The sequence below is a fragment of the Nitratireductor sp. StC3 genome, assembly GCF_003015025.1.
Lineage (GTDB): Bacteria > Pseudomonadota > Alphaproteobacteria > Rhizobiales > Rhizobiaceae > Mangrovimarina > Mangrovimarina alexandrii.
Window position 1 is genome coordinate 316,845 of record NZ_PYBP01000001.1, and the last position, 22,462, is coordinate 339,306.

At 66.0% G+C, this 22,462-nt stretch carries 27 protein-coding genes; 7 read left to right on the forward strand and 20 right to left on the reverse strand.

Annotated features, from left to right (window positions below; translation table 11 throughout):
• Positions 1-28 precede the first annotated feature (28 nt).
• From pyrH to C7T96_RS01585, 5 genes are all read right to left on the reverse strand, one after another.
• The gene (gene pyrH, locus C7T96_RS01565) at positions 29-751 is read right to left on the reverse strand and encodes a UMP kinase (protein WP_106569948.1); all 723 of its coding nucleotides are present in this window, start codon (positions 749-751) and stop codon (positions 29-31) included.
• Between the two features lie 105 nt (positions 752-856).
• Entirely contained in the window at positions 857-1,780 is a 924-nt protein-coding gene (gene tsf, locus C7T96_RS01570) for a translation elongation factor Ts (RefSeq protein ID WP_106569407.1), read from the reverse strand.
• A gap of 142 nt (positions 1,781-1,922) precedes the next feature.
• Complete coding sequence (gene rpsB, locus C7T96_RS01575) at positions 1,923-2,732, reverse strand: 30S ribosomal protein S2 (RefSeq protein WP_106569408.1); 810 nt, start codon at positions 2,730-2,732, stop codon at positions 1,923-1,925.
• Positions 2,733-2,926: 194 nt separating this feature from the next.
• Positions 2,927-3,271, reverse strand: coding sequence for a DUF4031 domain-containing protein (locus C7T96_RS01580; RefSeq protein ID WP_106569409.1), 345 nt, complete (start codon positions 3,269-3,271; stop codon positions 2,927-2,929).
• A gap of 10 nt (positions 3,272-3,281) precedes the next feature.
• Complete coding sequence (locus tag C7T96_RS01585) at positions 3,282-4,094, reverse strand: cell envelope integrity EipB family protein (protein ID WP_106569410.1); 813 nt, start codon at positions 4,092-4,094, stop codon at positions 3,282-3,284.
• Positions 4,095-4,285: 191 nt separating this feature from the next.
• On the opposite strand from C7T96_RS01585, the gene C7T96_RS01590 reads away from it, so the two are divergent.
• The 3 genes from C7T96_RS01590 to C7T96_RS01600 are packed head-to-tail and all read left to right on the forward strand — an operon-like array spanning position 4,286 to position 6,738.
• Entirely contained in the window at positions 4,286-4,744 is a 459-nt protein-coding gene (locus C7T96_RS01590; protein ID WP_106569411.1) for a RidA family protein, read from the forward strand.
• Positions 4,737-5,477: a glycerophosphodiester phosphodiesterase gene (locus C7T96_RS01595; RefSeq protein ID WP_245414036.1), complete on the forward strand. Its 741-nt coding sequence runs from the start codon at positions 4,737-4,739 to the stop codon at positions 5,475-5,477. The genes C7T96_RS01590 and C7T96_RS01595 overlap by 8 nt, the downstream gene beginning before the upstream one ends.
• A 58-nt stretch (positions 5,478-5,535) precedes the next feature.
• Positions 5,536-6,738: a GNAT family N-acetyltransferase gene (locus tag C7T96_RS01600; RefSeq protein ID WP_245414052.1), complete on the forward strand. Its 1,203-nt coding sequence runs from the start codon at positions 5,536-5,538 to the stop codon at positions 6,736-6,738.
• 11 nt (positions 6,739-6,749) lie between these two features.
• On the opposite strand, the gene C7T96_RS01605 is transcribed toward C7T96_RS01600, so the two are convergent.
• On the reverse strand, positions 6,750-7,079 hold the full coding sequence (locus tag C7T96_RS01605; RefSeq protein WP_106569413.1) for a multidrug efflux SMR transporter: 330 nt from the start codon (positions 7,077-7,079) through the stop codon (positions 6,750-6,752).
• A gap of 92 nt (positions 7,080-7,171) precedes the next feature.
• Here C7T96_RS01605 and C7T96_RS01610 point away from each other — a divergent pair, with 92 nt between their 5' ends.
• Positions 7,172-7,606: an HIT family protein gene (locus tag C7T96_RS01610; RefSeq protein ID WP_106569414.1), complete on the forward strand. Its 435-nt coding sequence runs from the start codon at positions 7,172-7,174 to the stop codon at positions 7,604-7,606.
• A 23-nt stretch (positions 7,607-7,629) separates the two neighbouring features.
• Here C7T96_RS01610 and C7T96_RS01615 read toward each other — a convergent pair whose 3' ends face one another.
• From C7T96_RS01615 to C7T96_RS01640, 6 genes are all read right to left on the reverse strand, one after another.
• Positions 7,630-7,980, reverse strand: coding sequence for an AzlD domain-containing protein (locus tag C7T96_RS01615; RefSeq protein WP_106569415.1), 351 nt, complete (start codon positions 7,978-7,980; stop codon positions 7,630-7,632).
• Positions 7,977-8,726: an AzlC family ABC transporter permease gene (locus C7T96_RS01620; RefSeq protein WP_106569416.1), complete on the reverse strand. Its 750-nt coding sequence runs from the start codon at positions 8,724-8,726 to the stop codon at positions 7,977-7,979. The genes C7T96_RS01615 and C7T96_RS01620 overlap by 4 nt, the downstream gene beginning before the upstream one ends.
• Positions 8,727-8,771: 45 nt before the next feature.
• Entirely contained in the window at positions 8,772-9,293 is a 522-nt protein-coding gene (locus C7T96_RS01625; RefSeq protein WP_106569417.1) for a hypothetical protein, read from the reverse strand.
• A 22-nt stretch (positions 9,294-9,315) separates the two neighbouring features.
• Positions 9,316-11,781, reverse strand: coding sequence for an ATP-dependent Clp protease ATP-binding subunit ClpA (gene clpA, locus C7T96_RS01630; protein WP_106569418.1), 2,466 nt, complete (start codon positions 11,779-11,781; stop codon positions 9,316-9,318).
• Positions 11,782-11,788: 7 nt separating this feature from the next.
• The gene (gene clpS, locus C7T96_RS01635) at positions 11,789-12,139 is read right to left on the reverse strand and encodes an ATP-dependent Clp protease adapter ClpS (RefSeq protein ID WP_106569419.1); all 351 of its coding nucleotides are present in this window, start codon (positions 12,137-12,139) and stop codon (positions 11,789-11,791) included.
• Positions 12,140-12,401: 262 nt separating this feature from the next.
• Positions 12,402-12,731: a phasin family protein gene (locus C7T96_RS01640; RefSeq protein WP_106569420.1), complete on the reverse strand. Its 330-nt coding sequence runs from the start codon at positions 12,729-12,731 to the stop codon at positions 12,402-12,404.
• Between the two features lie 420 nt (positions 12,732-13,151).
• On the opposite strand from C7T96_RS01640, the gene C7T96_RS01645 reads away from it, so the two are divergent.
• Positions 13,152-14,426: a D-alanyl-D-alanine carboxypeptidase family protein gene (locus C7T96_RS01645; protein ID WP_238719821.1), complete on the forward strand. Its 1,275-nt coding sequence runs from the start codon at positions 13,152-13,154 to the stop codon at positions 14,424-14,426.
• 62 nt (positions 14,427-14,488) lie between these two features.
• Here the strand turns inward: C7T96_RS01645 and C7T96_RS01650 are convergent, their stop codons facing one another.
• The 6 genes from C7T96_RS01650 to C7T96_RS24455 form a co-directional block, all read right to left on the reverse strand.
• Entirely contained in the window at positions 14,489-15,184 is a 696-nt protein-coding gene (locus C7T96_RS01650) for a DnaJ domain-containing protein (RefSeq protein WP_106569421.1), read from the reverse strand.
• Positions 15,185-15,196: 12 nt separating this feature from the next.
• Positions 15,197-15,928 carry a hypothetical protein gene (locus C7T96_RS01655; protein ID WP_106569951.1) on the reverse strand — a complete coding sequence of 244 codons (732 nt, stop codon included), beginning with the start codon at positions 15,926-15,928 and terminating at the stop codon, positions 15,197-15,199.
• A 97-nt stretch (positions 15,929-16,025) separates the two neighbouring features.
• Complete coding sequence (locus tag C7T96_RS01660) at positions 16,026-16,964, reverse strand: division plane positioning ATPase MipZ (RefSeq protein ID WP_106569422.1); 939 nt, start codon at positions 16,962-16,964, stop codon at positions 16,026-16,028.
• 152 nt (positions 16,965-17,116) lie between these two features.
• On the reverse strand, positions 17,117-17,557 hold the full coding sequence (locus C7T96_RS01665; RefSeq protein ID WP_106569423.1) for a DUF1489 family protein: 441 nt from the start codon (positions 17,555-17,557) through the stop codon (positions 17,117-17,119).
• Positions 17,558-17,633: 76 nt separating this feature from the next.
• On the reverse strand, positions 17,634-19,034 hold the full coding sequence (locus tag C7T96_RS01670) for an L-serine ammonia-lyase (RefSeq protein ID WP_106569424.1): 1,401 nt from the start codon (positions 19,032-19,034) through the stop codon (positions 17,634-17,636).
• Between the two features lie 171 nt (positions 19,035-19,205).
• Positions 19,206-19,334: a hypothetical protein gene (locus C7T96_RS24455; RefSeq protein WP_275069001.1), complete on the reverse strand. Its 129-nt coding sequence runs from the start codon at positions 19,332-19,334 to the stop codon at positions 19,206-19,208.
• A gap of 284 nt (positions 19,335-19,618) precedes the next feature.
• Between C7T96_RS24455 and C7T96_RS01675 the strand changes: the two genes are divergently transcribed.
• A complete protein-coding gene (locus tag C7T96_RS01675; RefSeq protein WP_106569952.1) occupies positions 19,619-20,311 on the forward strand; it encodes a DUF599 family protein in 693 nt (230 codons plus the stop codon).
• Positions 20,312-20,424: 113 nt separating this feature from the next.
• On the opposite strand, the gene C7T96_RS01680 is transcribed toward C7T96_RS01675, so the two are convergent.
• Together C7T96_RS01680 and C7T96_RS01685 are read right to left on the reverse strand one after the other, a co-directional pair.
• On the reverse strand, positions 20,425-21,246 hold the full coding sequence (locus C7T96_RS01680; RefSeq protein WP_106569425.1) for a YdcF family protein: 822 nt from the start codon (positions 21,244-21,246) through the stop codon (positions 20,425-20,427).
• A 38-nt stretch (positions 21,247-21,284) separates the two neighbouring features.
• The gene (locus C7T96_RS01685) at positions 21,285-21,911 is read right to left on the reverse strand and encodes a hypothetical protein (protein ID WP_106569426.1); all 627 of its coding nucleotides are present in this window, start codon (positions 21,909-21,911) and stop codon (positions 21,285-21,287) included.
• A gap of 273 nt (positions 21,912-22,184) precedes the next feature.
• On the opposite strand from C7T96_RS01685, the gene C7T96_RS01690 reads away from it, so the two are divergent.
• Positions 22,185-22,442 (forward strand): YjhX family toxin, encoded by a 258-nt coding sequence (locus C7T96_RS01690; RefSeq protein ID WP_106569427.1) that lies wholly within the window; start codon positions 22,185-22,187, stop codon positions 22,440-22,442.
• Positions 22,443-22,462: the final 20 nt, after the last annotated feature.

A 22,462-nucleotide genomic window follows, 5' to 3' on the forward strand; every position in this document is an offset into this window, starting at 1 on the left:
TCTTCCGGTGGCATTCGCGGGCCGTGTCTCACTCGTCGGAAACGACGGTGCAGCGGCCTTTTCCCTTGAGAATCGCTCCGAAGCCGCCTTTTTCGTGTATCGAATAGACGATTATCGGAATGTTGTTTTCGCGCGCAAGCGCAATCGCCGCGGTATCCATCACCGCCAGCCCCTTTTGCAACACCTCGCGATGGGTGATGTGCTCGTAGCGGCGCGCGTCGGGGTGCTTTTTCGGGTCGGCCGAATAGACGCCGTCGACTTGCGTGCCCTTGAACAGCGCGTCGGCGCCGATCTCGGCGGCGCGCAGGGCCGCGGCCGAATCGGTGGTGAAGAAGGGATTGCCGGTGCCGCCGGCGAAGATCACCACCTTGCCGGCGTTCATGTAGGCGGTGGCCTTGCGCTGGGAAAAGCTCTCGCACAATTCGGGCATGGCGATCGCCGACAGCACCACCGCGTCGACCCCGATCTTGACCAGCGAGGTGCGCATGGCGAGCGAGTTGATGACGGTGGCCAGCATGCCCATATGGTCGCCGGTCACCCGGTCGCCGCCGGCCGAGGCCACGGCCACGCCGCGGAAAATATTGCCGCCGCCGATGACCAGCCCGACCTCGACGCCCAGTTTTCGCGCCTCGGCGATGTCGGCGGCGATCTGGTCGGCGACCGAAACGTCGATGCCAAAACCCTGCTTGCCCATCAACGCCTCGCCGGATGCTTTGAGCAAGACACGGCGGTAGGGCGGATTGGCGGGCATCACACACTCTTTATCGTTCGGGAAACCGTTGCGCGGCTTGCGATACACGAAGGGCGCCGCGTTGTCACGCGACGCCCTGATAGTGCTTGCGGTGCTAAGATAGAGTTATTTTTTGACCGCCGCGGCGACTTCGGCGGCGAAATCGCTTTCTTCGCGCTCGATGCCCTCGCCGAGCGCGAAACGCACGAAGCCGGTCAGCTTGGCGGGCGCGCCGATCGCGGCCTCGGCTTCCTTCAGCGCCTGTTCAACGGTCAGGTCGGGATTGATGACGAAGGCCTGCTTCACCAGCACCACTTCCTCGTAGAACTTGCGCAGCCGGCCTTCCACCATCTTGTCGATGATGTTGTCGGGCTTGCCGGAGGCGCGGGCCTGGTCGGCGAAGATCTCGCGTTCCCGGGCGACCGCGGCGGGATCGAGCTCCTCCGTGGTCAGCGCCATCGGATTGGTGGCGGCGACATGCATGGCGACCTGGCGCGCAAAGGCGCGCGCGGCCTCGGCGTCGCCGGCGGTCTCGATGCCGACGAGCACGCCGAGCTTGCCGAGATTGTCGCCGACCGCGTTGTGGACATAGGTCGCCACCGCCCCCTGCCCCACGGCCAGCTTGGCCGAGCGGCGCAGGCTCATATTCTCGCCGATGGTCGCGATCGCGTCGCGCACCTGGTCGACCACCGCCTTGCCGGTGCCGGGATAGGCGACCTGGGCGACGGCGTCGGTCGATCCGTCGGTCGACAGCGCGACGGTGGCGATGTTGCGGACCAGATCCTGGAAGGCCTCGTTGCGGGCGACGAAGTCGGTCTCGGAATTGACCTCCACGACGATGCCGGCCGTGCCGTCGGCGGCGACGCCGATCAGGCCCTCGGCGGCCGTGCGGCCGGCCTTCTTGTCGGCCTTGGCGACGCCCTTCTTGCGCAGATAGTCGACTGCGGCTTCCATATCGCCGCCGGTCTCCGTCAGTGCGCTCTTGCAGTCCATCATGCCCGCGCCGGTCATCTCGCGGAGCTCTTTCACCTGTGCAGCCGAAATGCTCATCTCTACCTCTCGTACCAAGTCGGGTTAGACGCCGTTCGGCGGTCTCGTGCAACCGTTGCGCACGCCCGGACAATGCCCTTGTTCGCGGCCGGCACGCAGCTCACCGTGCCGGTCCGCCTCGCAGATTAGTGCGACGGATTTATTACGCGTCCTTGCCGGCTTCGCCATCCGTGCCGGCGGCGGCTTCGGGCGCCGGCTCAGCCTCAAGCGCGGGCTCGACCGGCGTTTCCTCGGCCGCGCCGACATCGACGCCGAGCGCGCCCTGCTGACGCGCGATGCCGTCGATCGCCGCCTTGGCGACCAGGTCGCAATAAAGCGCGATGGCGCGGGCAGCGTCGTCATTGCCCGGGATCGGATAGTCGACGATGTCGGGGTCGCAATTCGAATCGACGACCGCCACGACCGGAATGCCCAGGCGCTTGGCCTCCTGGATGGCGATCGCTTCTTTGTTGGTGTCGATCACGAACATCAGGTCGGGCGTCGAGCCCATGTCGCGGATGCCGCCGAGCGCCTTGTTGAGCTTCTCGCGTTCGCGCTCCAGGTTGAGGCGCTCCTTCTTGGTGAAGCCCTGGGCGTCGCCGGCCAGCAGCTCGTCGAGCTTGCGCAGGCGCTGGATCGAATGGGAAATCGTCTTCCAGTTGGTCAGCATGCCGCCCAGCCAGCGTGCATTGACGAAATACTGCGCCGAACGCTGCGCCGAATCGGCGATGATCTCGGAGGCTTGGCGCTTGGTGCCGACCATCAGCACGCGGCCGCCGGCGGCCACCGTGTCGGAGACCACCTTGAGCGCCTGGTGCAGCAGCGGAACGGTCTGCGACAGGTCGATGACGTGGACATTGTTGCGCGAGCCGAAAATGTAAGGCGCCATTTTCGGGTTCCAGCGGTGGGTCTGGTGGCCGAAATGAACACCAGCTTCCAGGAGCTGACGCATGCTGAAGTCGGGCAGTGCCATAGGTTTTTCCTTTCCGGTTTGCCTCCACGGGTGAACGACGACACCGCGTTCGCGATGGCGCCACCGGCGGCGACGACCGGATTTGTCCCGGCGCGTTACCAATCCCCGTGTGTGGAATGAGCGCGCAAATAGGCGATTTCGCCCGCCATTGCAAGTCTCGCGCCCGGTTGCGCGCCTGCGCGGGTGCCGGCCGGCTATTTTTGTCGGCCCGTCCTCGCCCTTTGCCCTGGCGGCGCGGGGCGCGCAGCCTGCTCGCCGGCTTGGTCGCGGCGCTTGCCGTTCTTGACCCGGACCCGGCGGAACACGGCGACGATCTCCTCGCGACCGCAGGCGACGGCCCCCAGCGCCAGCGCGCGGCTGCGCTCGAGCCCGGTAATGTCGTAATGGGGTGCCGAGGTCTTGGGCGGTCCCTGATAGGAGTGGCGGGTGATGCCGAGCTTGGCGGCGAAGCCGTGCAATTCCTCGGGCGTGTCGGCCAGCAGATGGCACCATCTGCGGCCGGCGAAGCGCCACAGCGGGCGGTCTACATAGACGGCCACCGCGCCGCCGTCAGTTCTCGCAGCCTGCCGGCTGGTCGAACAGCGCCAGATCGACCAGCTTTCCGGTCATGGAAAAATCGCCGTAGTCCATCACCAGATCGCGGGTGATCCCGTTGGGATGCAGCTTGAAGTCGATCCGGTAGTCGGGCAGTTCCTCGCCCTTGGACAGATCGAAATAGGCGATCGACACCGGCCAGTAGCGCGCCGGCTCGATCGCGCCGGCGGCCGGAAATTCGCCGTCCTGCGGATCGGTGGCGCTCGGCTGGCCGATGATGACGGTGGTCGTCATGATGCGGTCGGCATCCTCGGACCCGTCATAGAGATTTGTTTCGTAAAAGGTTTCCCCTTCTTCGGCCTTCGCGATCAGCTCTTCCAGATGGCGCGTGGGAAACTGCGTCGCCTCCAGCGTGACGGTGTTGGGCTCGGGCTTGTCGATCTCCACCACGGTGGCGCCGTCCTGCAGCCGGGCGCGGCCTTTGACCTCGCGGTCGAGCGCCCGGTCGACATAGGCCTTGGTGACGAAGTCGAAACTGTCGCCACCCGGTCCCTCGTAGGTCGAGGTCTGCTGGTCGGTCATGCGCGCGGCGTCGGCGGTCTCGATCTGGGTGACGAAGCGGAAATTGACCGTATAGCCCTCGCAGGCCGATCCGTTGAACTCGTAGACCATGCGCCCGCGCGCGGCCGTGATGCCGGAACGGTCGGAGGCTTCCTCGAGCGCGATGTCGTAGACGGCGCGGTGCGGCGCCAGGCCCGGCTGGGCCAGGGCCGGCGCGGCGAGAAGCCCGCACAAGGTGCTGGTGGCAAAAGCGCGGATGACGCGCATGGTAGTCTCCCTGACCTCCGCCGCGGCGGAGCTTGCATGACGGTCGGTGGCGGTTAAGCCGTCATTGAGCTGATTCCTGGGCACAGTATTAAATATGGCTTGGCGGAAGCCAGAGCAAATTACACTGTGGCCGCACCGGCACGATGCAGACGCCGGCGCGAACAGCCACGAGAGAGGGGAGCCGCACGATCATGACAGCCGAACAGCGCCTGGCCGAACTGGGCCACGACCTGCCGGCCGCGGCGGCCGCGGCCGGCAACTATCTGCCTTTCGTGCGGACCGGCACGCTCTTGATGACCTCCGGACAATTGCCGCTCAAGGACGGCAAGCTGGTCGCAACCGGGTTGCTCGGTCGCGAGCTGACCCGGGAACAGGGCCAGGACGCCGCGCGCCAATGCGCCTTGAACCTGCTCGCCCAGGCCAAGGCGGCCGCCGGCGATCTGGAAAACATCGTCCGCCTGGTCAAGATCACCGTCTTCGTCGCCTCGACGCCGGACTTCACCGAACAGCATCTGGTCGCCAACGGTGCCTCCGACCTGCTGGCCGACGTGCTGGGCGAGCGCGGCCGGCATGCGCGCGCCGCCGTCGGCACCGCGGTCCTGCCGCTCAACGCGCCGGTCGAGATCGAGGCGATGTTCGAACTTGGTTGACCCGGCCAGGCACGACCTGTCGTGGCTGACCGCGCGCCCGATCGCGCATCGCGGCCTGCACGACCTCAACCGGCGTTGCTGGGAAAACACCTTGCCCGCCTTCGAGGCGGCCTGCGCCAAGGGGTACGCGATCGAATGCGACGTCAGGCTTGCCGCCGACGGGGTCGCGGTGGTCTTTCACGATGCCGAACTGGAGCGCCTCACCGGCCGGCCGGGGCTTGTGCAAGACCATATGGCCGCCGAACTGGGCGCCATGCGCGTCGGGGAAACCGACGCCTGCGTGCCCTCGCTTTCCCAGGCGCTCGCCTGCGTCGCCGGCCGGGTGCCGCTGGTGATCGAGCTGAAAGGGGCCGAGGGCGCCGATGCGGGGCTGGTGCGCGCCGTGGGCCGCGATCTCGCCGCCTATTCCGGCCGGGCGGCGATCATGTCCTTCGACCCCTGGCTGGTGCGGCGCTTTTCGACAGACGCGCCGGGCGTTCCCGCCGGGTTGACCGCCATGGGCACGCAGACGGAGGAACTGGAAAAGCACTTTTCCATGCTCGCCCACGACATCGATTTCGTGTCCTACGGGGTTTCCGATCTGCCCAACCCGTTCGTCGCCTTCGTGCGCGACCGGCTCGCCATGCCGGTCATCACCTGGACGGTGCGCACCCCGGACGACATCGCCCGCACCGTCGCCTTTGCCGACCAGATGACGTTCGAGGGCTTCGAGCCGATCCCCGATCCCGCCTGAGACAGGCCGCCGGGTTTTGCCTTGCAAGCCGGACCGGGCGCCATATCTTGGCATGATGGTGACAGACCCCGCATGCAATGGCTCTCCAGAAGCGGACGATTTCGTCCTTCGCGTCGTGCCCTCGTTCAGCCAGTTCGGCGAGAGCGAGTGGCGGAGCCTTGCCGGCACCTGCAGCAGCGATGACACGACGCCCTACAATCCCTTTGTTTCGCACGGGTTTCTAAGTTCGCTGGAAGAGGCGGGCTGCGCCGTGAGGGAGACCGGATGGCAGCCCCAGCACCTGCGGCTCGAAGGACCGGGCGGCGTCCTCCTCGGCGCCATCCCGTGTTTCTTGAAGTCGCACAGCCAGGGCGAATATGTCTTCGACCACGGCTGGGCCGATGCGTTCGAACGCGCCGGCGGCGCCTATTATCCCAAACTCCAGGTCTCGGTGCCGTTCACGCCGGCCACCGGCCCGCGCCTGCTTGCCCGGCGCGGCGACGGTCCCGCCGCGGTGCACGGCGCGCTCGCGACCGGGTTGAAAACGCTAACCGAGCGGCTCGGCGTGTCGTCGGCCCATGTCACCTTCGCGCCGGCGGCCGAAGCCGACGCCCTCGAACAGGCCGGGTTCCTGCGCCGCACCGACCAGCAGTTTCATTTCCGCAACGACGGTTACGGTTCCTTCGACGATTTTCTCGCCTCGCTCGCCTCGCGCAAGCGCAAGGCGATCCGCAAGGAACGCCGCGACGCGCTCGAGCCCGGAATCGCGATCGAGTGGCTGAGCGGCCGCGACCTGACGGAAGCGGTCTGGGACGATTTTTTTCGCTTCTACATCGACACTGGCGGGCGCAAATGGGGCCGGCCCTATCTGACCCGCCGCTTCTTTTCGCTGATCGGCGAGCGTATGGCGAACGACATTTTGCTGATCATGGCGCGGCGCGACGGACGCTATATCGCCGGCGCGATCAATTTCATCGGCGGCGACACGCTGTTCGGCCGGCACTGGGGCTGCGTCGAGGACCACCCGTTCCTGCATTTCGAGGTCTGTTATTACCAGGCGATCGCGTATGCCATTGAACGCGGGCTGAAAGTGGTGGAGGCCGGCGCGCAGGGACCGCACAAGCTGGCGCGCGGCTACGTGCCGGTGACCACCCATTCCGCGCACTTCATCGCCCATCCGGGGCTCAGGCGCGCGGTTGCCGACTATCTCGACCACGAGCGCGCCGATGTCGCCCGCGTCGGGGCCTATTTCGAGGAGCACGCCCCGTTCAAGAAGAGCTGACGGCGGCGGGCTCAGTGGGCGAGTGTCTTGGAAAACAGGTTGAGCACCAGCACGCCGGCGACGATCAACAAGATGCCGATGATGGCGGCAAGATCGAGCGTCTGGCGAAACCACAGCCAGCCGATCGCGGTGATGAACACGATGCCGACACCCGACCAGACCGCGTAGATGACGCCGACCGGCAGCACCCGCAGCGGCAGCGACAGGAAATAGAAGGCGAGCGCGTAGCCGCCGACCGTGACCAGCGACGGCCACAATTTGGTGAAGCCGTCCGTCTGTTTGAGCGCGGTGGTTGCCACGACCTCGAACATGATGGCGGCGGCGAGGTAAAAATAGGTCATCGACGGCTCCGCGATTCGGGCCCTGCCCGGTTGACGACGGTGAAACTAGCGCCGAAACATGGCCGCGATAGCGGTCACACGACGAGGATCAGATGAGCCAGCCCGCCTACGACGCCGACAATGTGTTTGCCAAGATCCTGCGCGGCGAATTGCCCGCCCACAGGCTCTACGAGGATGAGCACACGCTGGCCTTCATGGATATCATGCCGCGCGGCGACGGCCATTGCCTGGTGATCCCGAAAAAGCCGTCGCGCACCATTCTCGACGTCGAGGCGACCGACCTGGCCGCGGTGATGGCCACGGCCCAGCTTCTGGCCAGGGCCGTCACCAGGGCGTTTTCGGCCGACGGTGTGACAATCCAGCAGTTCAACGAGCCGGCCGGCGGCCAGGTCGTTTTTCATCTGCACGTGCACGTCATTCCGCGTTTCGAGGGGGTGAAGCTTCGTCCCCATACCGGCGAGATGGCCGACCAGGCTGTCCTGGCCGAGCAGGCCGAAAAGATCAGGACAGCGCTGGCCGCGCTCTGAGTCTTGCGGGAAGCCGCAAAAAGTCAGCCCAGCAGGAAAAGCCCGCCCAAGAGCGCCGCCTCGCCGGCCAGAATGCCGACGAAGACGCGCTTGCCGGCGGCGAGATAGGCCACGAAGCTGGCTATGGCGGCGGCGATGCGCAGGGCGAGCGGCGTGGCGGCGAGCGCGCCGGCCGGAAAGATGATCAGATTGGCGATCACGGCCGCCACCAGCGCGGTCGCCACTGCCCTGATGAAGACCAGAATGTCGGCGTCCTCCGACAGACGGTCGCCGAGATAGACGCCGAGATAACGCCAGCAATCCGTCGCCAGCCAGCCGGCAAGCAGGATGAACAGATAGGGCCACCACCAGGTGTCGATCGCGGCGAAACTCATTCGCGCGCCCTCCGGCTGGCGAAGCGGTGCCAGCCATAGGCCATCAGGCCGCCGAGCAGGCCCGCCGCCAAGAGGTCGACGCCCGGCGCGACGAGATGGAAGACCGGTCCCAGCGCGAGCCCGAACACCATGGCGAGATGGCCGGCGCGCTCGCGCGCCGATCCCCACAGCGAGGTCAGAAAATAGATCGGGGTCAGCAAAAACAGCGCCGCGCCGACGATCGGTGGCAGGTTCTGCGCCAGGCTGAACACGACCGCGACCACGACCATGTTGAGAACCACCAGCGTTGCGCCCAGCCCGGCATAGAAAACCGTGCGCCGGTGCCGGGGCACGGTCGGAAAACGCTCAAGCGCCACCACCCAGGAGGTGACGGCGACGAAATGCGACAAAGCGTAGAGCACCCATTTGCGTGTCGTCGGCGCGCGCATTTCCGGCACGATCGCGACCACCATCGGCATTAGCCGCACCGAGGAGAGCGCGACCGCGAAGGCGGCGGCGAGAAGCGTGGTGTTGGACAGGATCGCGCCGACCAGCACCACCTTGGCCGGCAGCGCCCACACGATGCCGACCATGAACACGGTCTCGGCCATGGTCAGGCCGGCTTCGCGCGCCAGGCCGGCGAAGCCGACAAAGGCACTGGCCAGGATCAGGCCCGGGATCGAAAACGACGCCGCAACGCCGCGCAGGAACCAGCGCCACGGACCGGCATTGTCGACCTTGGTCGTCGGCGGATCGGCGCGGCTCATCGCTTTTGCGCCGGGCGCGTGCCGGCGATGTGCGCGTGCGCGGCCTCAGCCAAGGTCGCGCACCTTTTGGGCGAGACGGCGCGCGCGGGCGGCGAGCGCCTTGCGCGGCGAAGCCAGCGCGCGGCTGTGGGCGCGGCGCGCCACGGCGGGCTCGATCCGGCCGGTACAAGCCAGCTCCACCAGCGCCGACAGGGCAGAGGCGGCGGCGATGGTCGAACGTTCGTCCAGCTTGCCGAGAAGGATCTTCGCCAGCCGGGAGGCTTCGCCCTTCTCGAGGTCGAGCCGGGCGAGGATTTTGGGGAGCTGTTCGCCGCGTTCCCAAGGGCCCGGGCGCGCCAGAAGACTGATCAGGTGTGCGGCCCGGCCTTGGAACAGGTCGGGCCGGTCTAGCGCGACCTGCATGGCCGCGTGTGCGGCGTGGGCGACCACGGTTGCATCGTCGTCGGCCAGAAGCGCGACCAGCGCATCGAGTTGCCCGGGACAGTCCAGAACCTCCCGGGCGACGGCGCTCGCCTGCCCGATTTCGCCGCGGGCATTCTCGGCCAGACGGTCGCGCAGCCGGTTCATCGCCTGCGTGCCGGCCGCCGGATCAGCTCTTGCGCGGCATTTGCGGCACGAGGCTGCGCTTGGGCGGCTCCTTGTCCTTGCCCTTGGGCGCGGCTGCCGGCTTGGTCTTTTTCGCCGCCGGCCGGGCGCGCGGCTTCTTGGCCGGCTTGCGCTTGGCCGGCACTTCCTTCTTCGGCTTCACCGGCACGGTGTCGGCGATCGCGTCGAGTTTCAGGCCGGTCTCGCCGTCCTCCTTGGTCTCGACGCTGACGCGGACCGTGCCGCCCTTCTTGAGCTTGCCGAACAGGACCTCCTCGGCGAGCGGTTTTTTGATGTTGTCCTGGATGACGCGCGCCAGCGGGCGCGCCCCCATGCGCTCGTCATATCCCTTGTCGGCCAGCCAGGCGATCGCGTCCTGCGACAGGTCGAAGGTGACGCCGCGTTCGGAAAGCTGGGCCTCGAGCTGCATGACGAATTTCTGCACCACCTTGTGGATCACCGGCACCGGCAGCGAGCCGAACGGGATCACCGCGTCGAGCCGGTTGCGGAATTCCGGCGTGAACATGCGGTTGATGGCCTCCATGTCGTCGCTGTCGCGCTTGGACGACCCGAAGCCGATCGCCGGCTTGGCCAGGTCGGCCGCGCCCGCATTGGTGGTCATGATCAGGATCACGTTGCGGAAATCGATCTGCTTGCCGTTGTGGTCGGTCAGTTTGCCGTGATCCATCACCTGCAACAGGATGTTGAACAGATCGGGATGCGCCTTCTCGATCTCGTCGAGCAAAAGCACGCAGTGCGGATGCTGGTCGATGCCGTCGGTCAACAGTCCGCCCTGGTCGAAGCCGACATAGCCGGGCGGCGCGCCGATCAGCCGCGAGACCGTGTGACGCTCCATATATTCCGACATGTCGAAGCGCAGCAGCTCGACGCCGAGCGAGGACGCGATCTGGCGGGCGACCTCGGTCTTGCCGACGCCGGTCGGGCCGGAGAACAGATAGGCCCCGATCGGCTTTTCCGGCTCGCGCAGGCCGGCGCGCGCCAGCTTGATGGACGACGCCAGCGCCTCGATGGCGCGGTCCTGGCCGTAGACGACGCTCTTGAGCTCGGCCTCCAGGCCGGCCAGAACCTTCTCGTCGTCGGCCGAAACCGTCTTCGGCGGGATGCGCGCCATGGTGGCGATGGTCGATTCGATTTCCTTGATCGAGATCGTCTTCTTGCGCTTGGTCTCCGGCAGAAGCATTTGCGAGGCGCCGGTCTCGTCGACCACGTCGATCGCCTTGTCGGGCAATTTGCGGTCGTTGATGTAGCGCGCCGACAGTTCCACCGCGGCCTTGATGGCCTCGTTGGTGTATTTGACCTTGTGGAATTCCTCGAAATAGGGCTTCAGCCCCTTCATGATCTCGATCGCATCGTCGACGGTCGGTTCGTTGACGTCGATCTTCTGGAACCGGCGCACCAGGGCGCGGTCCTTTTCGAAGAACTGGCGGAACTCCTTGTAGGTGGTCGAGCCGATGCAGCGGATCGTGCCCGACGACAACGCCGGCTTCAGCAGATTGGAGGCATCCATCGCCCCGCCGGAGGTGGCGCCGGCGCCTATTACGGTGTGGATCTCGTCGATGAACAGGATCGCGCCGGGAAACTCCTCCAGCTCCTTGACGACCTGCTTCAGCCGCTCCTCGAAATCGCCGCGATAGCGGGTTCCCGCCAGCAGCGTGCCCATGTCGAGCGCGAAGATGGTCGATTCGGCGAGCACGTTCGGCACGTCGCCCTCGACGATGCGCTTGGCCAGGCCTTCGGCGATCGCCGTCTTGCCGACGCCCGGGTCGCCGACATAGAGCGGGTTGTTCTTGGAGCGGCGGCACAGCACCTGGATCGTGCGGTTGATCTCGCTTTCGCGGCCGATCAGCGGGTCGATCTTGCCGGCCTGGGCCTTCTCATTGAGATTGATGCAATAGGCGGTGAGCGCGTCCTGCTGTTGCTGTTTCTTCTTGCCGCCCTCCTCGGCCTCGCCGCCGCTATGGCCCTGCTCTTCCTCGGCGCCGCGCGGCGAGCGCGTTTCGGTGGCGCCGGGACGTTTGGCGATGCCGTGCGAGATGTAGTTGACGGCGTCGTAGCGCGTCATCTGCTGTTCCTGCAGGAAATAGGCCGCGTGGCTTTCGCGCTCGGCGAAGATCGCGACCAGCACGTTGGCGCCCGACACTTCCTCGCGCCCGGAGGACTGGACGTGGATGACGGCGCGCTGGATGACGCGCTGGAAGCCGGCGGTCGGCTTGGAATCCTCGCCGTAGCCGGTCACCAGATTATCGAGCTCGGTGTCGATATAGCCGAGCACGGTCTGCTTCAATTCGTCGAGATCGACATTGCAAGCGCGCATCACCGCGGCCGCGTCCGGATCGTCGATCAGAGACAGCAGCAGATGTTCGAGCGTGGCATACTCGTGATGCCGCTCGTTGGCGTAGGTCAGCGCCTGGTGCAGCGCCCGTTCGAGGCCTTGCGAGAAAGCCGGCATTAGAACCTCACTTCTTTTCCATCACGCATTGTAGCGGATGCTGGTGCTGGCGGGCAAAATCCATCACCTGGGATACCTTCGTTTCCGCCACCTCGAAGGTGAATATGCCACATTCGCCCACGCCGTGGTTGTGAACATGAAGCATGATGCGTGTGGCGGCTTCACGATCCTTCTGAAAAAAACGCTCCAGGACGTGCACGACGAACTCCATCGGGGTGTAGTCATCGTTGAGGATGAGCACCCGATAAAGGCTCGGCTTCTTCGTCTTGGGCTTGGTACGCGTGATAACCGTGGTCCCCCGCCCGGGGGTGCCCCGATCGCCGTCGTCGCCCTGCATTCTTACGGCCTGGTCTCCCATGGCTGCCTTACCTGTCGTCAAGTCTTGGAAGCCCTCATCTCGTTCGCGGGACAGAACGACCTATGTAGTCAATCCTATGCCGATTTTAAGGCCTTCTCGGGCGCTGACAATATGAGCGTTGGCGTTGGCGGGGCGAAATCCGGTCACGATTGACCGATCATGACCGCGAAACGAAAAAACCCGGCCGCCTTTGCGCGACCGGGCTTCTGCGGAGCCCGCAAAAAATGCGGGCAATCTCTCGTCGGGCGCGACGGGACGCGCGTCAGACGGTTTTGGACACGACCGATTCGAACGGCTTGTAGGCGTCCTTGGCCAGGTCGGCATAAAGATCGCTCAGCTTGGTGGCCTCGGCGACGAAGGCCTCGTAGGCCTGCTTGGCGTAGTCGCTCTGCACCTGGATCGCGGTGTCGAGCGATTTGGCGGCGGCCAGCTTTTCGATGGCGGCGGTCGCCGTGTCGAAGGATTTTTTGGAGAATTCGGTGGTTTCGACGGCGATGGCCTGAAACCCCTTCGACAGCGCGGCGGCGCTCTGCAGGCCGCTGTCGATATATTCCTTGCCAAGCTTGTTGGTGTCTTCGAACGACTGCATCATGGTGTTTTCCCGGCGTGTTGGAGGAGGCTGCATGCACCTATGTGCGATGCAGCAAACTAGTTTGCACTGCAGCAAATGTCAAGATTGCGCCGTGCTGCCATCGACACGCTTGCCGCTGCGCAGCGCGGGAAAACCCCTGCCGACGCAATCAGGGGGCCGGCCGCGGGTGGCGGCGTTTCCAAGGCCTGCCGCCGGCGCGGCCGTTCGAATGAGAGGCGAATGCCAGGGAAATGGTGAAGAACTCGGTTACCATAAACGGAATGGTAACGGCGTGGCTTCTAGCTTGGGGGAAATGGCGTCGCGGCGTCCGGCTGGTTCGCGGCCCGCAACACACACACCGGAAGGTTTTTGAAGGTGGCAAGCGTGAGCGTATTTGGTTCATCGAGGGTCCGGTCCGCGGTCCGGACGGTTTCAGCAACGTTGGTCGCGCTGGCAGTGTTCGCCCTGGCGCCGGCGCACGCGTCGAAATATGCGGCGATCGTCGTCGACGCCAATACCGGCAAGACGCTGCACGAATCCAATGCCGACGCGCCGCGTTATCCCGCTTCCCTCACCAAGATGATGACGCTCTACATGGTGTTCGAGGCGATGGAGGCCGGCAAGGTCAACAAGAGCACGCGGATTCCGTTTTCCAAACATGCCGCCGCGCGTCCGCCCACCAAGCTCGGCGTGCGCGCCGGCGGCTCGATCTCGCTGGAAACAGCGATCTACGCGCTGGTCACGAAGTCGGCCAACGACGCCTCCGCGGCACTGGCCGAATATTTCGGCGGCACCGAATCCGGCTTCGCGCGCAAGATGACGGCCAAGGCGCGCCAGCTCGGCATGACGAAGACCACGTTCCGCAACGCCTCCGGCCTGCCGAACTCGGCCCAGAAGACCACGGCGCGCGACATGGCCGTTCTGGGCATCGCGCTGCGCGAGCATTTCCCGAAATATTACGGGTACTTTTCGACGCGCTCGTTCAAGTTCGGCAAGCGCCGGATGCGCAACCACAACAAGCTGCTCGGCCGCGTGAAGGGTGTCGACGGCATCAAGACCGGCTATACGCGCGCTTCCGGCTTCAATCTGGTCTCGTCGGTCAAAACCGGCGGGCGCAGCGTCGTGGCCGTGGTCATGGGCGGCCGGTCCGGCCGCACCCGCGACGCCCACATGGCCGAGCTGATCAAGAAATATCTGCCCAAGGCCTCGACGCGCGACCGCGGTCCGCTGGTGGCCAAGCGCACCATCAACCCCGGCTCGATCGCCGTTGCCGGCATGGTTGCTCTGCCCAAGGCAAACATTCCCACGCCGAAGGCGCGCCCGCAGGAGGTCGTCGTCGCGGCCTATGCGCCCGAACCCGCGCCGCGGCCGGGGGCGCCTGTGCCCGGCGGTGGCGGCGATGTGGCCACGGAGATCCGCAATTCCGTCGCCGCCCGGGTGGACCCGGTCAAGACGTCGTCCACCGCCGTTTCGGGATGGGTGGTGCAGGTTGCCTCCTCGCCCAACCAGAAGGACGCGCTGGTCGCCCTGTCACAGACGCGGGCCGCGGCCGGCAACATCCTGTCGGACGCCTCGCCCTTCACGGTTCCGTTCGAACATGAAGGCACCATCTATCATCGCGCCCGTTTCGGCGGGTTCACCACCAAGACGGCTGCGTGGAACGCCTGCAAGGCGCTGAAACGCAAGAAGATCGAGTGCTACGCCGCCCAGCAATAGGCGGCATCCGCATCCGGAATTTCCCGACCCTCTCCCGGGCAGGTTTTTAGTCGACGGAGACTTCAGTCATGACCATTCAGCAGGACATCGCGAGCTTCGTTGATCCGGGCGGCCAGAAAGGACGAGCCGCCGAGGTCGGGGTGCACACGCTGCATCAGGCGGCGATGCGCTTCGCGGATATCCGCCGCACCGGCCCCCGCTTCAAGACCAAGGATCTCGTAGGCCTCCTCCTTTGTCATGGGGCCCGTGCTTGGAGAGGCTCGCTCCCGCCCGTGCGCGTCACCGTCAAGGCCTTCACGCCAACCGGCAAATCGGCCGTCAAGATAGGTTTCCAATAGCTGCAGGCTTTCCGCGTCGCCGCCGAGCGCGTCGCGAAGCTCGAGAAGCTCGTCGCGATCCATGCCGCCGAGCGTGCGCCCCTCGTGCCGGCCGGCGAGCACGGCGCCTTCGAGGGCGCCGGAATCGTGGTCCAATTCCATTTCCAGCGCCGCCGTGCGCACGGTCGATACCCGCCCCCGCGACGGGCGTGCCTGCCGGCGCCGGCGCCCGGACACAAACCAGGCCGCCGCCATCGACATCAAAACCCCGGCCAGGCCGACCCGTCCCGCCAGCATCAGGCCGAGACCGGCAAGCCCGACAAACACGGGCCCGGCCACATTCAGCCCGGCGGCCAGCCTGGCGGGATTGGCGCGCAGGAACGCCAGCGCGGCCAGTACGGCGACAAGCAGGATCGCCGCAAGGTAAAACAGCACCGTCATGTCGCGCGTCCGCTACCGTTTCTTGCCCAGATGTTCGATGAGGAGGCGGTCGCCGGCGCTGCCGCGCGCCTCCAGGGCGGCAAAGCCGCCGGTGGCGTAGACGGCGATCGACGACAACAGTTCGGCCAGCCGGCCGGCGGCGGCGCGGTCGAACCGGAACCAGGCGCCGCGCGACAGCCGCGCGATTTCCTTCAACGCCACTTCGGCCGCACCGTCATGGCCCTCCTGGAAAACGAACACCGGCACGCCGCGCAGGCCGAGCCGGCCGGCCTGATCGGCGAGTTCGTCGACATTTTCCTCCATCGCGTCGCCGATGAAGACCAGCGCGTCGATCTTCTCGCGCTCGTTCTCCTTGAGGGCGTGCGACAGCACCTTGCCGATCTGGGTACGCCCGCCGCGGCAGTCTATCCGGGTCATCAGCCGGGTCAGCTCGTCGGTATCGAGCACAAACTTCGAGGCGCGGCATTCGCCGAAACCGCGAAAATAGACCAGCTGGACCCGCAATTTTCCCGACTGCCCCGCCGCCTGGAACATCTCGCCCTGAAGACGGCAGGCCAGATCCCAGGTCGGCTGGCGGCTCATCGTGGCGTCGAGGGCGAGCACCAGCCGCCCGCGCGCCAGGCCCGACACGGTCCGCAACGCCTTGGCCTGGCGCAGGAAGGCGTCCACCGCCCCCGCGTCGGAACGCTGTTCGGCCGGCCGGTCGGCCTGCCTGCGCGCGAGCGGTTTGTCCCGTTTGTTCATCATTTTTGGAAAATGTGGCGTGCGGAGGGAACTTGCAAGCCCGTCGATGGGCCAAAGATGTGGGCGATCCGGTCGGAACCGGCGCGGCGCCGGCCCGTCAGTTGGCGAAGATGTCGGGCAGTTCGAGCGGCCGGCTCGAGGAATCGGCCAGCTTGCGGCGCATGGCGAGCCGCTTGCGGCCCATCTCGTTGGTCGGCAGCCGCAGGGCGGACAGAAGCAGCCGGATTTCCTGGCGCGCGGCCAGATGCGACAGGGTCGGCTTGGTGCCCAGCACGTGTTCGTCGAAATCGTCGAGCGCGGTCAGCCCGATGGGAAAGAACTCGCGGAAGATGACGCGTTCGGAAATCCCGTCGGCGAGCCGGAAGCCGAGCCGGGCGGCCAGGTTTCTTAGGCACGAATCGACCTTCTGCTCGTTGCGCGAGGTGAAGGAGGACATGCGGTTGCGTACCACCACCCAGTCGAGGATCGCATTGTCGGTCTGCCGGCGCTCGCGCCGTGCGTCGCGCACGGAGGCCGAATATTGCGAAAGTTCCAGAATGTCGTAGCTCACCGGATCGATGCGCGCGAGCACGTCGAAATCGATGAAGGAATCGTTCATCGGCGTCACCAGCGTGTCGGCGATGCGATGCGCCAGCCGGTTCAGGAACGTATCGGAACCGGGCGTGTCGATGATCACGAAATCGTGGGCGTTCTCGATATCGGCGAGCCCGCCGGCGAGCTTGCGGAATTCTTCGCTCTCGGCATCCGAGATCGTGTCGTGCCGGGCCGGCGGCACGTGGAAATGCTGCGGAACGGCGAGCGGGATTTGGGCCTTGTGTGCCCAGCGGCGCCGGTTTTCCACGTAGCGCGTCAGGGAAAGCTGGCGCCCGTCGAGATCGACGGTGGCGACCGAATAGCCGGACTTCAGCAGCGCGACGGCGATGTGGATCGCCGTCGTCGACTTGCCCGAGCCGCCCTTTTCGTTGCCGCACACGACAACGTGAGCGCCGCGATCGCGCCGCTCGGTCGCATGTCCCTTCACCCCCGCCAACAACATCGTTGTCACTCCACCCAATGGCGAGACTGACTCTTTTTTCCGGCAGCATCAATCATTTCCGCTGCACTACAGCAAGAAGTGCGATTTTTGGTAAAGCGCGCGGCTTCTTTCACCCAGGCGGGCGGGTGTTGTTTGGGCGCGGTGAACGAAGTCTAAAGCAGACCGAGCTCGGCAAGTTCGCGCCGCAGCTCCGGCGGCAGCGTCTGCCAGCCGCCGCCGCTTCTGTCGTCGATGTCGCGCGGTGCGTCCTTGGGCTGCAGGTAGCGCCAGCCCTGGAAGGCGCGACGGGGTTGCCATTCGGTCAGCACGATCCGCGGATCGAAGACCAGCCGGCAACGCGACACGCCCTGTTTGTCGGTAAACGGCCTGATGTCGGTCAGGCGCTGCCGGCACTGGACGTTGCCCTTGATCACCCAATAGAGCGACCCGCCGTCGAGCAGTTCGTCGCGGCGTTTGGGGATCATGCGGGTGGTGTGGAAATGTTCCGGGGTCTCGCCGGCGCCGCGCATGGCGTCGAGCCTGGCCTCGATCCAGCCCTGAAGATCCTCGACGCTGTCGGCGCCGACACACAGTTTGACCAAGTGAAGTGCCATGCGTGAAAGGGTGTAGCGCCGATCCGGCCCGGGTCAAGCGGCAGCGTCGGTTCTCCACAACGGCCCCTGCCCGGCCTCAGCACTCCACCACGTTGACCGCGAGCCCGCCCTGGCTGGTTTCCTTGTAGCGCTCGTTCATGTCGAGGCCGGTCTGGCGCATGGTTTCGACCGCCACGTCGAGCGGCACGAAATGCGTCCCGTCGCCCTTGAGCGCCAGCGAGGCGGCGGTGACCGCCTTGACCGCGCCGAGCGCGTTGCGTTCGATGCACGGCACCTGGACCAGGCCGCCGACAGGGTCGCAGGTCATGCCCAGATGATGCTCGAGCGCGATCTCGGCGGCGTTTTCCACCTGTTCGGGCGTGCCGCCCATCACCGCCGCCAGCCCGGCCGCGGCCATCGCCGAGGCCGATCCGACCTCGCCCTGACAGCCGACCTCGGCGCCCGAGATCGAGGCGTTGTGCTTGATGATGCCGCCGATCGCGGCTGAGGTCAGCAAAAAGTCCTTGATGCCGCGCGCGTCGGCGTCGACGTGGAATTTCAGCCAGTAGCGCAGCACCGCCGGCACCACGCCGGCCGCCCCGTTGGTCGGCGCTGTCACAACGCGCCCGCCGGCGGCGTTTTCCTCGTTGACCGCCATCGCAAACACCGCTAGCCAGTCGTTGGCGAGCAGCGGATTGGGGCGGTTCTCGCGCCAGTCCTGTTCCAGCCTGTCGTGCAGCACGCGCGCGCGCCGGCGCACCTTCAGCCCGCCCGGCATGATGCCGTCCTTCGACAGGCCGCGCTCGATACAGGCCTGCATCGCCGCCCAGATGCCTTCGAGGCCGGCGTCGAGCGCCTCGCCGCTCTGGCGGGTCTGTTCGTTGACCCGTTTCATCTCGGCGATCGACAACCCGCTTTTTGCAGCCATGTCGAGCATTTCCCGGGCGGTGCCGAAGGGATAGGGAACGCTCGGGCCCGCCGGCGCCGCGCCGCGCGCCTTCAGCCGCTGCATCTCCTCTTCCGAGACCACGAAGCCGCCGCCGATCGAATAATAGACACGCCGCAACAGGACCCGCCCCTGCCCGTCATGCGCGCAAAACGCCATGCCGTTGGCGTGGCCGGGCAGTGGCGTGGACTTGTCCAGCACCAGGTCTGCGTCGGGATCGAAGCGGTAGGCGGGATGGCCGGCCGGCCTGACCGTCTTGTCCGCGCGCACGGTGGCCAGAATGGCCTCCATCTGATCGGGGTCGACCGTGGTCGGGTTCTCGCCGGCCAGGCCCAGAATCACCGCACGGTCGGTGCCGTGGCCGATGCCGGTAAAGGCGAGCGAACCGTGCAGGCTGGCCGAAAGGCTTTCCACGGCGACACCGCTCGGGCGCGGCCACTCGTCGCCGGCGATCTCGTCGAGAAAGCGGCCGGCCGCGCTCATCGGCCCCATCGTGTGCGAACTCGATGGGCCTATGCCGATCTTGTAGAGATCGAATACGGAAAGAAACATTTTTCCAGTCCGGTGCTTCGCGCCGTTGTCTGCCGTTTCGCGCCGGACCGCTTCACGCGGTCCGACGATCCCTGGTCCGTGCGCGACATACACCCGATACGCGCAAACAGAAAGGGCGCGGCATGGCTGCCGCGCCCCGGTCTTTGTGAATTCTCTGGATCGGGCTCAGGCCTACCCCGCGGTCGCGATCACGGCCGTTTCGGCGCCGCCGATCAGCCACGCGACGAGAATGACGAAGGCAAAGCCCGCAATGGCCTTGGCAGTCACACCCCAGCACGACTTTTGAACGCTATCGTCCATGATGTTCCGTATTTTCCGTGTTTGCCCCCGGCGCGCCACCGTCGTGTCCCGCACGCGCCGCTTCGAGGCCCGTGCTTTAGCCCCTCGCCTGCCGCACTGCAACACCAAAAGCGGCGCAATTGCGGCCAAAAGCGGTGGCGCCAGCCCGTCCCTCCTAAAAACATCCTTCTTTATCAATAGATTAAAATTTTACACCCGGTAACGAAAGCGCAACGGTTTGGTCCAAATCAAGGCGGCGAGAAGAACGGAATTTTCGACCGGATCGGACTATGCTCGTCGCCATGATCGGTGATTCCCTTTCCGCCCCCGACCTGGCCGCGTTCGCGTTCTTCCTTGTCGCCTGGATCGGCCATGCGTTGACGACGGCCGGGCATTTCTTCTCGCGGCCCTGTCTCAGCCAGTTGATGAACGCCCAGCGCGAGGCCTGGCTGCGCACGATGGCCGTACGCGAGATGCGCATGGTCGACACCGGCATCATGACCGGGCTCCAACAGGGCACGGCGTTTTTCGCCTCCAGTTCCCTGATCGCGCTCGGCGGCTGTTTCGCGCTGCTGCAGGCCTCCGACGCGGTGGTGGCGGTGCTGGCCGACGTGCCCTATTCGCCCGAGCCGACGCGGGCGCTGTTCGAGGACAAGGTGCTCGGCCTGATGATCATCCTGGCCTATGCTTTCTTCAAGTTCGGCTGGGCCTACCGGCTGTTCAACTATTGCTCGATCCTGATCGGCGCCGTGCCGCAGGCCGGCGAGACGGCCGACGCGGACACGGTCGAGCGCAGCGTCGCGCGCGCCATCGGCATGAATGTCGTGGCCGGCGGCCATTTCAATGCCGGCCTCCGGGCGATGTTCTTTTCGATCGGGTATCTCGGCTGGTTCCTGGGGCCGATCGCGCTGGCGGCAACGACCCTGTTCATTCTGACGGTGCTGGTCCGGCGGCAATATTTTTCCAAGGCGCGCGAGGCGCTCGCGGCGCACGTCTAAAGCATTTCCAGGCGAAGTGGACGCCGGTTCGCCGTTCAAAAACGCGTCAAAACGATAAGGTGGAGCCGGTCTGCGCTTCCGCGAAAAGCAGAACGGCTCCAGGTTTGGCCCCGTCAGCCTCGTTCGGCCATCTCGTCCTGGCGCGGCGCGGGCAGCAGGGCGTCGGTCCAGCCGGCCAGCCGGTAGGCGGCAAGCCCGATCCATTCGCGTACGGCGATCACCATATTATGCAGCGAATCGATCGGGTTGTCCTGGGCGAGGCCCGGCGTTTCCAGGCCGCTGGTACGGTAGTCGACCGGCCAGGGGATGACGGCAAAACCGGCCTGGCGAAACAGGCCCATGGCGCGCGGCATGTGGAAGGCGGAGGTCACCAGCAGCCAGCGCTCGCCCGGTTGGGGATCGGCCAGCCGCAGTGAGAATTGCGCGTTTTCGTAGGTGTTGCGCGACTGGTTCTCCAGGATCAGCCGCTGCGGGTCGACGCCGAGCGCCTGCAAGAGCCGCGGCGCGGTGTCGGCGTCGCCTTCGCCTTTTAGCCGCAAGGCGCCGCTGCCGCCCGAGATCAGGATTTTGGCCTCGGGCAAACGCCGGGCCAGGATCGCGGTTTCCACGAAACGGTCGCCGCCGCGGTTCAGTTCGTAGCCGCCGCGCACCCGGTTGACCCCGCCCTCGAAGCCGCCGCCGAGCACCACGATGCCGGTAACGGTGTCGGGCAGCGCGCCGGGGCGCTGAAACCGGTCCTCGAGCGGTTGCAGCACAAGCGCGCCCGTCGTCGTCCACCCGCCGAGAAGCAGAATCATGGCCGCGGCGGCCGTCGCGGTTCCGGCGCTGCGCCGCCAGCCCGCCAAGGCGGCGATCAGCCCGGCTATCAGCAGCAGGACCGCCAGGCTCAACGGATTGGCCAGCGCCCAGAAGATCTTCGATACGACGTAAAACAAGCTGGATTTCTCCCCTGGCGCATCGGCGCCCGACCGGCTCAGGGCCGAGCCGGGTTTTCTCGTTCGTCCGTTTTCGGCCGCTCGGTCCTCTCCGGTTCCGGCGGGGCGAACCGGTCGACGAACTGCCGCAGTTCGGAAAGCACGGCGGCGGCTTCGGCTTCGTCGAGCCCGATGCCGAAGCTCCGCGTCGTGCCGTCGACGACGAATCCGATCCGGCGCGGCGCGAAAATGCTCGACACTTCCGGCGGCTTGTCGGGCATCAACCCGACCGAGGAGACCTTTTCGACCGGATAGACCTGCCTGCGGCCGAAGGGCCGGAAGCCGCGTTCGACCACGATCGCGCCGGCGCCGACCAAAAACAGTTTTTCGACGCCGACCAATTGCCACAGCACCACCCCGCCGATCAGGAAACCGGCCGCCGTCCACACCGCCAGCCAGAGCAGCACGAAGATGTCGAGCGCCTGCGGGCCGCCGCCGAGCACCTGGGTCACGACGAAGACTTCGCCCACCGCCCACCCGATCAGCCAAAAAGACAAGAACCCGATCGCCAGCGGCTCGCGCCGGGCGGGGTTGTAGACGCCGATGCCATCCTCGGTTTCGCGGATGACGATCCGCCCTTGTCGGCGCGCCGGCACGCGCTCGGCCCGATCCGTCGCATCACTCATATGTCCGATTTCCCACCCGTGACCCTGTTGCAAATTATCAACGCGCGCGGCTTACGACAATTCGTGCCTGCCGTACCGGATTGACCCGAGGCGGTTTTCGTCTATCACCCGGCAGTTCGGAGTTTTTATGTCCACATTTTGTGAATCCCGATAAAGCCCGATCCGCTCGCGGATCGGGCCCACCCATGAGCCGGCACGGCGCGCCCCCGGGGCGCGGCGCTGCCTGTCGTGGTCGCGGCGCCTGGCGCCGCGCATCGTGGATTTCACCGAAAAATGGACATTTCACGCAAGGAACAGCGCGTTCTGCACGTGCTGGCGCAGGGCGGTTTCATCCGTTTGCTGCGCGACGAAGACGGACAGGTCGAAGACATCGAGTGCTATAGCCGCGAAGGCTGGCGGCTGACGCGTTTCGACCCGCTTCTGTTCGGCAAGCTCCGGCGCAAGCGCGCCATCGCCTCCAGCCGCGGCGGTCCCTACCGCATCACGCGCCGTGGGCTCGCCCTGGTGCGCGCGCAGATGGACAATCGCTGAGTCGCGCCCGTTCCGGCCGC